13 protein-coding genes are annotated in these 14,197 nt (G+C 68.7%); 9 read left to right on the top strand and 4 right to left on the bottom strand.

The annotated features are described in order from the left end of the window. The first annotated feature begins 421 nt into the window (after positions 1-421). The 7 genes from VGP60_RS14570 (at position 422) to VGP60_RS14540 (ending at position 10,222) form a co-directional block, all read left to right on the top strand. Complete coding sequence (locus VGP60_RS14570) at positions 422-1,267, top strand: ESX secretion-associated protein EspG (protein ID WP_327548522.1); 846 nt, start codon at positions 422-424, stop codon at positions 1,265-1,267. Positions 1,268-1,330: 63 nt separating this feature from the next. Beyond that, complete coding sequence (locus VGP60_RS14565; RefSeq protein WP_327548521.1) at positions 1,331-1,807, top strand: hypothetical protein; 477 nt, start codon at positions 1,331-1,333, stop codon at positions 1,805-1,807. Positions 1,808-1,871: 64 nt separating this feature from the next. Beyond that, positions 1,872-3,935, top strand: a complete 2,064-nt coding sequence (locus VGP60_RS14560; protein WP_327548520.1) for a hypothetical protein — start codon at positions 1,872-1,874, stop codon at positions 3,933-3,935. A 6-nt stretch (positions 3,936-3,941) separates the two neighbouring features. After that, the gene (locus VGP60_RS14555; RefSeq protein WP_327548519.1) at positions 3,942-4,346 is read left to right on the top strand and encodes a type VII secretion target; all 405 of its coding nucleotides are present in this window, start codon (positions 3,942-3,944) and stop codon (positions 4,344-4,346) included. Between the two features lie 72 nt (positions 4,347-4,418). Then, positions 4,419-4,964 carry a YbaB/EbfC family nucleoid-associated protein gene (locus VGP60_RS14550; protein WP_327548518.1) on the top strand — a complete coding sequence of 182 codons (546 nt, stop codon included), beginning with the start codon at positions 4,419-4,421 and terminating at the stop codon, positions 4,962-4,964. A 90-nt stretch (positions 4,965-5,054) separates the two neighbouring features. Further along, positions 5,055-9,896: an RHS repeat-associated core domain-containing protein gene (locus VGP60_RS14545; protein WP_327548517.1), complete on the top strand. Its 4,842-nt coding sequence runs from the start codon at positions 5,055-5,057 to the stop codon at positions 9,894-9,896. Further along, positions 9,893-10,222 (top strand): DUF6881 domain-containing protein, encoded by a 330-nt coding sequence (locus tag VGP60_RS14540; protein ID WP_327548516.1) that lies wholly within the window; start codon positions 9,893-9,895, stop codon positions 10,220-10,222. The genes VGP60_RS14545 and VGP60_RS14540 overlap by 4 nt, the downstream gene beginning before the upstream one ends. A gap of 71 nt (positions 10,223-10,293) precedes the next feature. Here the strand turns inward: VGP60_RS14540 and VGP60_RS14535 are convergent, their stop codons facing one another. Next, positions 10,294-10,752, bottom strand: coding sequence for a hypothetical protein (locus VGP60_RS14535; protein ID WP_327548515.1), 459 nt, complete (start codon positions 10,750-10,752; stop codon positions 10,294-10,296). Positions 10,753-10,894: 142 nt separating this feature from the next. Between VGP60_RS14535 and VGP60_RS14530 the strand changes: the two genes are divergently transcribed. After that, positions 10,895-11,974, top strand: a complete 1,080-nt coding sequence (locus tag VGP60_RS14530) for an NDP-sugar synthase (protein ID WP_327548514.1) — start codon at positions 10,895-10,897, stop codon at positions 11,972-11,974. 2 nt (positions 11,975-11,976) lie between these two features. Further along, complete coding sequence (locus VGP60_RS14525) at positions 11,977-12,873, top strand: DNA-3-methyladenine glycosylase 2 family protein (protein WP_327548513.1); 897 nt, start codon at positions 11,977-11,979, stop codon at positions 12,871-12,873. A 9-nt stretch (positions 12,874-12,882) separates the two neighbouring features. On the opposite strand, the gene VGP60_RS14520 is transcribed toward VGP60_RS14525, so the two are convergent. The 3 genes from VGP60_RS14520 to VGP60_RS14510 all read right to left on the bottom strand — a co-directional run bounded on the left by VGP60_RS14520 (position 12,883) and on the right by VGP60_RS14510 (position 14,187). Beyond that, a complete protein-coding gene (locus VGP60_RS14520; protein WP_327548512.1) occupies positions 12,883-13,242 on the bottom strand; it encodes a GntR family transcriptional regulator in 360 nt (119 codons plus the stop codon). Between the two features lie 110 nt (positions 13,243-13,352). Beyond that, positions 13,353-13,640, bottom strand: coding sequence for a hypothetical protein (locus tag VGP60_RS14515; RefSeq protein WP_327548511.1), 288 nt, complete (start codon positions 13,638-13,640; stop codon positions 13,353-13,355). A 4-nt stretch (positions 13,641-13,644) separates the two neighbouring features. Continuing rightward, the gene (locus VGP60_RS14510; RefSeq protein WP_327548551.1) at positions 13,645-14,187 is read right to left on the bottom strand and encodes an NUDIX hydrolase; all 543 of its coding nucleotides are present in this window, start codon (positions 14,185-14,187) and stop codon (positions 13,645-13,647) included. Positions 14,188-14,197 lie beyond the last annotated feature (10 nt).

The raw sequence follows: 14,197 nt of genomic DNA, 5'->3' as shown, positions 1-14,197 counted from the left end.
TCCTATCGTTGTGGCACGGTGGTCACGTCAACACGGCAGTTGGGTGAAAATTTTCAGGAACTGACATGAACCGTTCGCTCTTCGTGTTCGTGTTGCTCTGTGTGGCTCCCGAACGAGTGACATATCAGTCTGCGGCTACCGGGGCTTTTAGAGTAAGAGGGGATGAACAGGGGAGGTAGGGATGCTTCCAGAGGTTGACACGGTGGTCCCCGAAATCGGGCGAATGTCCTCAGTGGATCCGCCGGAATACTTGGTTGACCAGCGGCAATAGTCGTACCCCGAGGGGCGGCCGGGCTCACACCGGACCCCGGTGGCAACATGATAGATTTCGATTTTGTTGCCTCCTCAACTAACTGCTCACCCTTCGCTGTCCGGCGGAGAGGTGCTTCGGATGCTTGGTCAGAAAGGTAGCGCTCAGGCTATGGCGGAGAGGTTCGAATTCACGCTGGGGAGCGTCGAAGCAACCATCGTCGGCCAGGCGCTGGACGTCGACGTACGCCGCTTTCCGTTGCGTATCCGGAACAGTTCGATCGATCCGGTCCGGTTCGCGAAGGTCGCCGTGCAGGTCTACCGGGAGCTCGAGTCCACGCGGCTTTCGGTCGGCGGGGAGCTCATCGAGCCGGTGCGGACAGCGTTCGGCCTGCTCGGGAATTCGCATGTTTCGGTGGCGATCAGCGGGATCGACGATCGCGGCGACGACATCGCGGTGCTGTCGGCCACGGATGGCGCGCAGGCGCTGGCGATCACCCAGGCGCCGGGCGAGGACGAACTGTGGTTCAACCTCTTCAGTGACGACAAGCTCGTCGATATCCTGGCGGGGGCGTTGCCGCCCGCGAGGCCGGCGAGCACCGGCACCCACCGGGTCGAGCAGCGCGCGCAGCGTTCGGTGTCGGCGATGACCGCGCGGCGGCTCGCCGAGGCGGAAGAAGACGAAGAAGAAACCGATGCCTTCGGCAACATCCAGCTCATGGGCGTGGTTCGCCCGAGGGCCGGGGTCAACGCCAGGGAGAGCGACGCCGACGTCGACGTGCTGGAGCGGGTCATGACGGGCAAACGGCTGGGCGGCGGATACATCGTCGCCACCGGGACCGGGCGTCGCGGTGAGCACCTGACAGCGCAGCCGCTGACCTGGCTTGACACCGAGGACGGCCGCTATCTGGTCCGGACCGCCGAGGGCGACCAGGGCGCGACGGCCGCCGAGTACGTCCCGGCCGGGTTCACCGACGTGGCCAAAGCGATCCGTCAGGTCATCTCGTCGATCTACTGAAGTCAGCTATTCGAAGACAGCGTTAAGAAGTGAGCGGTAACGGACACTCGGGAGGGACTGGCGATGAGCGAGGAAGACCAGATCATGGAGGCGACCTCCAGGATGTCGGCGGCCACGCCCAGGATGACGGCGGCGGCCCCGATGCTCAAGGTGGGAACGGTCGCCTCCACGCCACGCGAAGCACTCAGCGGCGTCGCGCTGAAGCGCATGGCGGTCCAGGGTGGGTTCGCGGTCGACGATGCCACGGGCGATCGCATGATCCAGTCGCTCGAAGGGGTCATCGACAGCCTGGCGGCGCGCTGGCGTGAGCTGGAGAAGCTGCAGGAATCGCCGCCGATGAGCTCGACGGCGACGGCGCGCTGGGTCTCCACGCACATGCAGCAGACCGCGAACGACGAGCGCGGCTTGCTGACGCAGCTGCAGCAGGCGCGGGACGAGTTCCCGACCTACGTCGAAGCGATCAACCTGGCGAAGAAGAACTACCTGGAGCAGGACGAGAAAGTCCGGGCTTCGATGAGCCAGTTCAAGACCCTGTCCTGATTGTTTCCCGAAGTCTGCTTCATCCCGCTTTGCCGTATCCGGAGAAATCGAGGAGTTGAACCCCGTGGCCGAATCCGCGGAATTTACGGAGCGCACCCGGTCGGTTTCCGATCCAAGTTCTCCGGACTACAACGCCCAAAGCCCGTACTACGACTCCACCGCCGACTCGTCGTCGAAGTTCTACGTGGGACCGATCGTGGAAACCTCCCCGTCCGGGGACGAGATCCGCAACGAGGTGACCCGCGAGGTCGACCAGGAGAACGCCACCCACGACAACTGGCTGCAGAAGATCCTCGACCCGATCTTCCGTGACCCCACCATCCAGAACAAGTACGAGGAGAAGATCGAGGACCGGCGCGAGAGCGCCAAAGAAGGCCTCGACATCCGGCAGACCGGCGGCGCACCGAGCACGATGTGGGCCAACGCCACGCATGAGCAGATGAACGAGGCCATTTCGCAGAACGCCGACGCGTCGAAGGTCGCGGTGGCGTCCGAGGAATGGGTCGTGGTCGGCAACCAGCTCGCCGATCACCAGAAGAACCTCGCCGAAGCGATCACCGACAGCACGTCGAACTGGCAGGGCGCCGGTGGTGACGCGGCGCGTGAACACCTCGCGGCCGTCGGCAAGTGGCTCGGCACCACCGCGCAGGGCGCGACGCTGACCGGGCACCAGCAGCAGCTTCACTCCCAGGCGCTGAACGAAACGCAGAAGCGGATGGAGGCCAACCCGCCGGTGGCGTTCTCGGTGCAGGACGCCAACGCGCGGCTGCAGACCATCACCGATCCCGTCCAGTACGCCCAGGCGGCCGGTCAGGAAATGGCTGTCTACAAGGAACAGCAGGCCGCGCGGGAGCAGGCGGCCCGGGTGATGAGCGACTTCGACAGCACTGTCGGCGGCGCAGTCGAGACGCCGTCCTTCCCGGCCCCGCCGAAACTTGCCGTCAGGACGGCCGCCAAGGTGATGGGCGCGCCCTCCGGTGGCGGCGCGGGCGGTGGTGGTGGCGGTGCGGCAGGTCTGCCGAACGGCGCCACTGACGGCAGCACACCGGCCCTGATGAGCGCTCGCTCGGGTGTTCCGGGGCTGGAGGGCGGCGGTGCGGGCGGTGCGGGCGCGGGTGGTGCCGGTGGCGCGGGCGCTGGTGGTGTTCCGCAGTTCGACGCGGCTTCCGGAGGCGGAGGCGGCGCAGGTCTCGGTGGTTTCGGTGGTGGTGCCGGTGGTGGCGCGGGCGGCGGCGCCGGTGGTGGCGCGTTCGACCCGTCGCAGGTGCCCGGTCTCGACGTTTCGGGTGCGGCCGGCGGCGCGAACTTCGGTGGCGGTGGCGGTGGCGGTGGTGGTCTTGGCGGCGGCGGTTTCTCCGGCTCCGGCGCGCCGGGTCTCAATGTTCCGTCGTTCGACGGTTCGACCAACCCGTCCGGTTTCACCCCGCCGTCTTCGACGATCCCTAGCGGCGGTGGTGGCGGTATCGGCGGCGCCCCGGGTCTCAACGTCCCGTCGTTCAATGACCCCAGCTCCCCGAGGGGCGGCTCGCCTCTCGGTGGTATCGGCGGTCCCGGTGCGTTCCCCCCGGGTGGGGGCGGGTTCACCCCCGGCGGCATCCCCGGCGGCTTGCCGGGGAGCATCGGCCGTGACGGCGGCGTGAACGGCGGCATCGGCAACCGGCTCAACCCGATCGAACCCGGCGGTATCAAGGGTTCGCCTCTCGGCGGGCTCGGCGGCTCCGGTGGTGGCGGGCTCGGCGGTGGCGCCGGTGGTGGTGCCGGCGGCGGTGCCGGTGGTCTCGGCAAGGGCGGCATCCCGTCGCTCGGTTCCGGTGGTGGCGCCGGTGGCGGCAGCGTCGGTGGTTCCGGCGCCGGAAGTCTCGGGGCGGGCGCCGCGTCCGGTGCGGCGGGTTCGGCGGCGGCTGCGGAAGCCGCGGCGGCTCGTGCGGCGGCCGGAGGCGCGGCCGGACGGCCTGGCTCCAGCGGAATGCCGATGGGCGGTATGGGCGGCGCCGGCAAGGGCGGCGAAGAGGACAAAGAACACAAGCTCGCCGACTACCTGGAGCCCGACGACCCGTCGATCTTCGCTCCTGACCAGGTGGTCGCCCCACCGGTCATCGGTGACTGGAAGAACACGGACTGGAAGTGATCTGACATGGACACCGAAGTAGAACCCGGCGATCTGGTCGCGCACGCGAGTCATCTCGACGGGCTGGTCGAACGCCTGGGTACCGCGGTTTCGGCCGCGGACACGGCGATGAACGACGACGCTTACGGCCTGCTCTGCGCCTTCCTCCCGCCGATCATCAACCCCACCGGGGAAAAGGCGAAGGAGACGCTGCAGGCGGCGGTCGAGGCGGTCCAGACCACCTCGGACAACGTCCGCACCGCGGCGTCGGCGTACGAAGAGGGCGACAAGACCGCGGCCGAGCCGTTCACCAAGCAGCTGGCGAGCCCTCGTATCGAGAGTTCCCCGGCGATGGCTGCCACGCCGCGGATCGGGACCGTACAGCCGGTGATGGCTGCCACGCCGCGGATCGGGACCGTACAGACCGAGTAGTAAGTCCACGAGGGGGTTCGTGGGAGGCAAGCGACAGCAGGGTAAGTGGGCAAGTGATTGTGGAGGCGGGAAATGACCAGCGTGGGCGGACTCGGTGACTTCATCCGGGACCCGGATGAAGCACAGCGGCGGATGGACGAGTGGGCTCAGGGTTTCGCCAAGAAGGCGGAGCGCTACCAGGCCGCTCAGGAGCAGACGGAACAGATCCGGCTGACCGCCACGAGTAGTGACGGCGCGGTCAAGGTCACCGTGGGCGCCGACGGCGGGGTGACGGACCTGGTGTTCAGCAACAAGGCCAGGTCGTTCCCCCTGCCGGAGCTGTCCGCGGCGATCCTGTCCACCATGCACCGCGCACAGGCCGACATCGCGAACCGCGTCGCCACGGTGATGGCCGAGAACCTGGGTGACGAGGACGTCCAGACGAGGTCGCTCATGCTGGACAGCCTGCGCAGCCGGTTCCCCGAACCGGTGGAGGACCCGGCGGCCCCGCCGCCCCCGGCCCCGATCCCGCCGCCTCCGCCGTCGACCCCGCCACCCGCCGCCGGTCCGCCGGCGCCGGGTGTGCCGCCCCGTCGACCGGGTCCGATCGAGGACGACGAAGGCAACTCACCCTGGTGATCGGGCGGCTGGCGCCGGCAGCACGGACAAATCGTGGCGACGGTTTGACGTCCCACTGAACTCAGCAACTCAGCAGGGATGGTTTTCGTCGTGAGCAATCCACTTGTGGCCGATGTGAAGAGCTCGACGGAGGCCTATACCGGCATTTCGTTGATGGAGTCGGCGGTTGATTTGAAGTCGGCGATCGAGAGTGGTGATTGGGCGTCGGTCGCGATGGGGTCGGTGGGGACGGCGCTGGATGCGTTGTCGATGGCGATGGACCCGTTTGGTGCGGCGCTGGCTGCTGGGGTTGGTTGGTTGATCGAGCATGTCGGGCCGTTGAAGGAGGCTTTGGATGCCCTTGCGGGCAATCCTGATGCGATTCGGGCGAATTCGGAGACGTGGGCGAACGTCGCCAAGGAGTTGGGCAGTGTCGGCGAGGACCTGACGTCGATGGTGAGCAACGACCTTGTGAGTTGGACGGGGGTCGCGGCGGACGCGTATCGGCGGCGGGCGTCGGACACGGTCGCGTTGATGGGCTCGGCGAAGGAGGGGTCCGAGGGTGCGTCGAGTGGGGTGAAGACCGCTGGTGAGGTGGTCGCGGCGGTGCGGTCGCTGGTGCGCGACATTATCGCGGAGTTGATCGGGCACATGATCAGCTGGGCGTTGCAGGTGGTGTTCACTCTGGGTATTGGGTTGACGTGGGTGGTTCCGCAGGTGGTGGCGGCGGTGGCGAAGACGGCGTCGCAGATCGCGGGTATCACCAATAAGTTGGTCAAGGCGCTTAAGTCGTTGATCCCGTTGTTGAAGAAGGCGGGTGATTTGTTCGCGGACGCGGCGAAGGCGTTGAAGAACGTCAAGGGTGGCAAGGCGGCGCCGCCGGTGAAGACGAAGGAACTTCCGTCCAGCCCGAAGGGGCCGGACACGCTCGGCGGTGGCAAGGGTGGCGGCGGGGACACGGCGCCGTCGTCCGCGCCCCCGCCACCGAGGGGCGGCGACGGTTCGACGACACCGTCCGGTGCGGGCGGTGGTGGCAACGGTTCGCCGAATGCCGGGAGCGGTGACACCCCGCCGCCGCCGAAGGGCGGCGACACCGGGCCGGACGGCTCCACCACGCCGTCCGGAAGCGGCGCGGGCTCGGGTGGTTCGGGCGGTGGCAAGGGATCCGGCGGCAACGGCGGGATCAAGGGCGAGAACACCAACCCGCCGCACAACTCGACCCTGACCAAGGACCTGCCGAACTGTGGTGACCCGGTGGACGTCGCGACCGGCCGGATGTTCATGACCCAGGTCGACGTCGAGCTGCTCGCGTCGATGCCGCTCATGGTGTCGCGCACGCACCTCTCCGACTACCGCAGTGGCCGGTCCTTCGGCCGGACCTGGGCGTCCACCGTGGACCAGCGGCTCGAGGTCGACGAGGACGGGATCAGGTTCGCCGCCGAAGACGGCGCGCTGCTGACCTACCCGACCCCGGGCGCGACCGGCGAGGTACTGCCCGAGCACGGTCCCCGGTGGCCGCTGACCCGGCTCGCCGAGGGCGGGTTCGTGATCAAGGTCCCCGAGAGCGCGCAGACGCTGTACTTCGCCGCGACCGGCGGCCGGGAATTGCCGATCACGGCGGCGGTGCGTGCCGCCGGTGGCCGGATCGAGTTCGAGCGCGACGCGGCGGGCACGCTGACCGCGATCGACCACTCGGGCGGCTATCGCGTCGGCGTCGAAACGGACAATGGCCTGATCACGGCGTTTCGGCTGCTCAAAGCCGGAGACCAGGACGGCCTGCTGCTCGTGCGCTACCGCTACGACGACGCGCGACGGCTGGTCGAGGTGCTCAACTCCTCCGGCCTTCCCCTGCAGTTCGGCTACGACGCCGAGGGCCGCGTCACGAGCTGGCACGACCGCAACGGGGTCTCGTACCGCTATGGCTATGACGCCACGGGCCGCTGTGTCCGGATGGACGGCGACGGCGGTTTCCTCAGCTACACCATGGAGTACGACCAGACCGAGCGGATCACCAAGGCGACCGACTCGCTGGGGAACACCGTTACCTACCACTTCAACGAGCTGCTGCAGCTCGTGCGCGAGGTCGATCCGCAGGGCAACGAGACCCGGCGCGAGTGGGACCGCCACCACCGGCTGATCGTCGAGACCGACGCGCTCGGCCGGAGCACGCGCAACCGCTACGACGACGCCGGCGACCTGCGCGAAGTGACCCGGCCGGACGGTCTCGCGGAGCGGTTCGAGTACGACTCCGCCCATCGGGCCGTGGTCATCGTCGACGCGGGCGGGGCGGTCACCCGGCGCGAGTACGGCTCCCGCGGCGAAGTCGCCGCGACCGTCGACCCGGCAGGCGCACGCACGACGTTCGGCTACGACGTCGAGGGGAACCTCGCGTCGGTCACCGATCCGCTGGGCAACGTCACCACTATCGTCAACGACTCGCGTGGCCTGGTCGTCTCGGTCATCGATCCGATCGGTGCGCGCACCCAGTACGAGTACGACGTCTTCGGCCGGGTTTCCATGGCCACCAACCCCGTCGGCGAAGTCAGCCGCTTCGCGTGGACGATCGAAGGCCTGCCGCTGCGGACCATGGCGCCCGACGGCAGCGTCGAACAGTGGACCTATGACGCGGAAGGCAACCTCCGCGAGCACCGGGACGCGACCGGGGCGCGGACGATCACCGAGGTCGACCACTTCGACCTCCCCATCGCCAGGGTCGGCCCGGACGGCGGCCGGATGGAGTTCGGCTACGACACCGAGCTGCGCCTGGTTTCGGTGCGCAACCAGCAGGGCCGGTTCTGGCGCTACCGCTACGACGCGTCCGGGAACCTGGTCGAGGAGACCGACTTCGACGGCCGGGTCCTGGCCTACGGCTACGACGCCGCCGGTCAGCTCGTGCACCGCACCAACGGCGTCGGCGAGACGATGGAGTTCACCAGGGACGCCCTCGGCCGCGTGGTCGAACAGCGCATGGGCGACGCGGTGATGACGGTGAGCTATGACGCCGCCGGGCGGGTGCTCAAGGCCGTCAACCCCGACTCCGAACTGAGCTACACCTTCGACGCCCAGGGCCGGGTGCTCACCGAAACCTGCAACGGCCGCACGGTCACCTCGCAGTACGACCTGCTCGGCAGGCGGGTCCGGCGGACCCTGCCTTCGGGAGCGCAGAGCGACTGGACCTTCGACGCGGTGGGCGCGCCGATCGGCGTCCGGGTCGGCACGCACACGATGACCCTTCGCCGGGACCTCGTGGGGCGTGAGGTGCAGCGGTCGTGGGGCGCGCTCGACATCCGCCAGCACTGGGACTCCGCCGGGCGACTCGGCGCGCAGACGGTTTCGTCGGCGGCCGGGATGCTGCAGCGGCGCGCCTACGACTACCGCGCCGACGGCCTGCTCACCGGGACCCACGACGCGCTGGCCGGTTCCCGGACCTTCGAGCTGGACCCGGTCGGCCGGATCACCGCGGTCACCGGTCCCTCCTGGGCCGAGCGCTACGGCTACGACGCCACCGGCAACGTCGTCTCCGCCCAACTGTCCTCGGCCGCCGCGGGTGATCCGCTGGCGGGCGAGCGGGCCTACAACGGCACCCTGCTCAAGCAGGCCGGTGCCACCGGCTACACCCACGACGGCCAGGGCAGGCTCGTCGAGCGGGTCAGCCCCGGCCCCGGCGGCGTCGCCCGGCGGTGGCGCTTCGAGTGGAACGCCGAAGACAAGCTGGTCGCGGCGGTCACGCCGGACGGTCAGCGGTGGCACTACCGCTACGACCCGATGGGCAGGCGGATCGCCAAACAGCGCCTCGGCGCCGACGGCGTGGTCGTCGAGCAGATCGACTTCACCTGGGACGGCACGGATCTCGCGGAGGAACACCAGCTCACGGCTGGTGGGGACCGGCGGATGCTGAGCTGGGAGGTCGAGCCCGGATCCGAGCTCCCGCTGATCCAGAGCGAACGGCTGATCGGCAAGAACAGCCCGCAGCAGGTCGTCGACCAGCGGTTCTACTCCATCGTCACCGACCTCGTCGGCACCCCGACCGAACTGGTCGGCCTCGACGGGACCGTGAACCGGCAGTCGGCGCGGACGATCTGGGGCCAGAGCGCGGACGGCGCCGGCGCTTCATCGACGCCGCTGCGTTTCCCCGGCCAGTACTACGACGCCGAAACCGGGCTGCACTACAACTACCACCGCTATTTCGATCCCGGCGTCGCGCGCTACATCAGCGCGGACCCGCTCGGTCTCGGCGGCGGCGCGAACCCCCAGGCCTACGTCAGCAACCCCACGGCGATGATCGACCCACTGGGCTTGACGCCCGTCACGCCCTGCGGAAAGCCCACCGGCGGCGGCAACAGCGGTGGTGGCCGGGGTAACGGCGGTGGCGGCAACGGCGGTGGTGGCGGTGGCCGTGGTCCGCGTCGGCCGCCGTGGTTGGACACGCCGGGGACCACGACACCGAACGCGACGGTCCCGCACACCGAAACCAACCCGAACGGCATGCTCTACCACTACACCGACGCGGGCGGGATGAACGGCATCTCGCAGAGCGGCAACGTCCGGCCGTCGATCTGGCAGCCGGGCAACCCCAACAACGCACACGCGCGCTTCGGTTCTGGCGGGTACTTCACCGACATCGCGCCCGGCTCGCTGTCCCAGCAGGACCTGTCGCAAGCGCTGGTGCTCAACCCGTTCACCGGGAACCGGTTCACGCACTACATCGAGGTCGACCCGCATACGCTGGAAAACTCGGGGTACACCGTCTCGCAGTCGCCGGACCGGCCGAACGTCTACGTGGTGCACCATGACAACCAGCCGACGAACTTCCCGAATCCGTCCAATGTGGAAATCGGCAGCAACGGCTCGATGACCGGCTTCGGTCCCAACCCGAACGGGCCGCACCTGGGCAGCAGTATGGCGCCGGAAGATCCGCCGGGGCCCTCGAACGGGCCAGGCCGACGCCGGTGAACCGACCTGAAACGGAAGCGCATCCCATGGACTACCTGCACGTCAACTGGCGTGAGCACTCGCCCGACGCGCCTGTCGACATCTACAGCGAACTCGACGACGAGCGCTGGGAGATCCGTAAGGTGGAGGTTTTCCCGGACGGCCGGATGCAGTACGCGGACGACTGGGAATCCACCGGGAAGACCGGGCTCAGCGAGGTGCCCACGCCGTCTGTCGAGGACATCGCGGCTCAGGATCCGTTCACGCCTGAGGAAATCGGCCAGACCGAATTCGAGCGCCTGTGGGATGCGGCCCACCTCCCAGGCGCAGATACCACCGAAAAGTAGCCCCCATAAACAAAGCGTGCCGTTCAGCCGGGAATCCCGCTGAACGGCACGCTTTGTTTTGAGCTTTGGGGCTAGATCCCGTCGAGGCGGCGGGAGAGGTTCGAGCGGCCGGTGGACTGGGTGGTCGTCGGGATCAGGCCGCTGAACTGCTCTTCTTTGGGTTCGGGCGCCGGCTCCGGCGGCACGTTTTCCGGGTTCTTCTTCAACGGTGAAGGCACGGGAGCCGGTTGGGGCCGCCGCGAGAGCGGAGCTGTGGGCTGGGGCTGACGGCGGCGGTCGCCACCGAATTCCAGCCGTTTGGTGGGCTGGTGGCCGGCCAGCGGGTGATCGTTCTCCTCGATGACCGACGCCGGGATCCGGCCCGTCGTGTCGGGGTCCTGGCCGAGGTCCAGTTCGTTGACCATGGCTCTCGGAATCTGCTGCGTATTCGAGGAGTCCATGGGCGAGGTCGCGTTTTCTGGCGTGACCACGAAAGCTCCGCGTGCCCGTGCACGTGCGAGCAACGCGTCCGCCCGATCGCGGGGGTCCATCCCCTTGGCCTCCCGACTGACCCGGGGCCCTCTGGGAAGAGGGCCGCCTGTGTGCTGTCTAGGGTAGGCCCTCCGGGCGTCCGCCGTCAGTGTTTCCCGCGGCTTGTCGCTCAGTGGCGCGTGATAGAGGAGGAGATTTCCGGTGACCGCAGAGCTCGGTGTCGACGCGGTGGTGCTTGTCGGGGGAAAGGGCAGCAGATTGCGTCCGTTGACGCTGTCCGCGCCCAAGCCGATGTTGCCGACCGCGGGCATCCCGTATCTCAGTCATTTGCTCTCGAGAATTCGCGAAGCGGGTATCTCGCATGTCGTGCTCGGCACGTCGTACCAGGCCGAAGTGTTCGAGGAGTATTTCGGTGACGGCTCGGCGTTCGGCCTCGAACTGGAGTACGTCGTCGAGGAGGAACCGCTCGACACCGGTGGCGCGATCAGGAACGTCTACGACAAGCTGCGCGCCGACGACGCGGTGATCTTCAACGGCGACATTCTGTCGGGCGCGGACCTGGGTGAACTCGTCCGGACGCACCGCGAGTCGAACGCCGACGTCACCCTTCACCTGCAACGCGTCGACGACCCCAGCCGGTTCGGCTCGGTGCCCACCGACGCCGACGGGCGTGTCCTCGAGTTCCTCGAGAAGACGCCGAACCCGCCGACCGACCAGATCAACGCCGGTTGCTACGTCTTCCGCCGCTCGGTGATCGAAGCCATCCCGGCCGGCCGCAGGGTCTCGGTCGAGCGCGAGACGTTCCCGGGCCTGGTCGCGTCCGGCGCCCACGTGCACGGTTTCGTCGACAACTCGTACTGGCTCGACGTCGGTACGCCGGAGGCGTTCGTGCGCGGGTCCGCGGATCTCGTTCGTGGCGTGCTGCCGTCGTCGGCCCTGCCTGGGCCGATCGGTTCGGCGCTGGTTCTCGACGGTGCCAAGGTCGCGGACGACGCGACGGTGACCGACGGCTCCACGATCGGGGCAGGCGCGGTTGTGTGCGCCGGTGCCCGCGTGTCGGGGTCGGTGCTGTTCGAGGGCGCTTACGTGGCCGAAAACGCCGTCGTGGAGCGGTCTGTGCTCGGCGCGGGCACCCGCGTCGGCGCCGGGACCGTGCTGCGCGGGGTCGTGCTCGGTGACGGCGCGTCCGTCGGCGCCGGCTGTGAACTGCTCGAAGGCGCCCGCGTGTGGCCGAAGGCCGAACTGCCTGACGGGTCGGTGCGGTTCTCGAGCGACGCCTGATCATGCTCTGGCGGCCATTGTACGAAGTGGACCTGGGCGAAGTCCTGGGTCCGCTGAGCCGCGGTACCGCATCGCCGAACCTGATCCGCGACGAGCGCGGCGTGACCTGGCTGGCGGCGAACACCGCCGACGGCCCGGGCACGCTCGCGCTTCGCCGGCTTTCCGGCGGTGAGGTCGAAGCCGGAGCGTGGGGTCCCGGCGCGGATCAGCTGCTCGACGGCGTCCCCGCGCTCCTCGGCGCGAACGACGACGACAGCGACTTCACGGCACATCACGACGTCGTGGCGCAGGCCCGCCGGAACCTGCCGGGCCTGCGCATCGGGTCGACCGGCCGGGTCTGGGACGCGCTGATGCTGGCGATCCTGGAACAGAAGGTGACTTCGAAGGAAGCGCTGCGTTCCTGGGGTGAACTGTGCCGCTGGTACGGCGAACCCGCTCCGGGACCTGCCCCCGCGAGACTGCGGGTGCCGCCGACCCCGCTCGCCGTCCGTTCCATTGTGGACTGGAAATGGCATCGCGCCGGCGTCGACCTGACCCGCCGCTCGACCCTGATCCGAGCCGCCCGCGTCGCCCACCGGCTCGAACGGGCCGTCGAACTCGGTGGGGTGGAAGGCCGGGCGTGGTTGCGCAAGATCCCCGGCATCGGCGTCTGGACCGCCGCCGAGGTCGCTCAGCGTGCTTGGGGCGACCCGGATGCCGTCAGCTTCGGCGACTACAACATCCCGTCGATGGTCGGCCACGCCCTGACCGGCGGAAAGCTCGACGACGAGGGCATGTTCGAAGTCCTCGCGCCCTATGCGCCGCAACGGCAACGCGCGGTCCGGTACCTCTCGGCGGCCGGATTCACCCGGCCGAGATTCGGCGCCCGGATCGAGATCCGCGACTACCGCGCGATGTGACTACCAGGGTCAGCTCGCTGCCAATGCGGCGGTCACGATGGCCAGGGCCTCGTCTGGGCTGAGGCCGAGCTTGTGGGTCGTGCTCGCATAAGTGGCCGCGGCCTTGCGCGCGCGTTCCCGGCTTCGGTCTCCCGCAGCACTCACGAAGCTGCCCGCGCGCCCACGCGTCTCGATCAGGCCCGCTTCCTCCAGTTCCCGGTACGCCCGCGCGATGGTGTTCGGGGCGATGCCGAGGTCGACGGCGAGCTTGCGGACGGTCGGGAGCTTCGTGCCGACCGGCAGGGTGCGGTCGTTGATCTGCCCGGCCACCGACGAGCGCACCTGCTCGAACGGGGGAACGGCGGAGGCGGGGTCCACGCTGACAATCACCCGAACATCATCCCCTAGGGCGGGTCGAGTGCTGGGGCGGCGGGGTGCCCGGGCTCGGCTGGGGTGGGTGGCTCGTGAGTGGCTACGAGTGTTCTAAAACTTGTCGCCACTCACGAGCCACCTGCCCAAGTCCTACCTGTGTGGGGAGGTGGGCCAGGCTGCGGCGGGTAGGGCTGCTGCGGAAGCTGTGGTGGTGGCGCAGGTTGTGGCGGGGGCGGGAAGTTGGGCTTGGGCTGGTTGGGGAAGCCTTCGCGTTTGTTGGTGCGGTGTGCCTTGATCACCATGAACACGATGAAGCCCACCACGAGCACGCCCAGCACGGTGAGCACGATCCAGCCGGTGCCGGTGCCGCCTTCACCGCTGTGCAGGCGAACCCTGGTCAAAACCCCCATAGGCATGGATCTAGTGTCGCACCGCGGCGGCCGCCGTGGTCACGAGTTCGGCCAAGTCCTCCGAGCCCGCGGGCAGGGCGCCGACGGGCCACCAGCGCAGGTCGTCGGACTCGTCGCTCCGGACCGGCTCGGCGCCGCGAGGGGCGCGGACGGTGAAGCGCACGTCGAAATGCCGGGTCGGCACACCGAGTGAACAGGTGATCGGGTGGACGTCGAGGTGCACCGGCGTCGGGTCGATCGTCAGGTCGTCGATGCCGGATTCCTCGCGGGCTTCGCGCAGCGCCGCGTCGGCCAGCGTGACGTCTTCGGGTTCGCAGTGGCCGCCGAGTTGCAGCCACCGGCCGACCCTTGGATGCAGCGTGAGCAGCACGCGTTCACCGTCGGCGTCGAGCAGGACCGCGGACGCGGTGATGTGCCCGGCCGCGCACGAGCGGGCGCAGGCGTCTTCGCGCGCGGCGAGGAAACCGAGGAACGCCTGACGCAGGGACTCTTGGCTGGGGACGGGCGGACGCCACTTATCCAAAGTGGACAATGTGTCGTCGTGGAGGTTCACTCGGTCGATA

The sequence above is a fragment of the Amycolatopsis sp. genome (genome assembly GCF_036008905.1).
Lineage (GTDB): Bacteria > Actinomycetota > Actinomycetes > Mycobacteriales > Pseudonocardiaceae > Amycolatopsis.
Note: the sequence above shows the minus strand (reverse complement) of the source record. Positions and strands in the feature narration are given on the sequence as shown.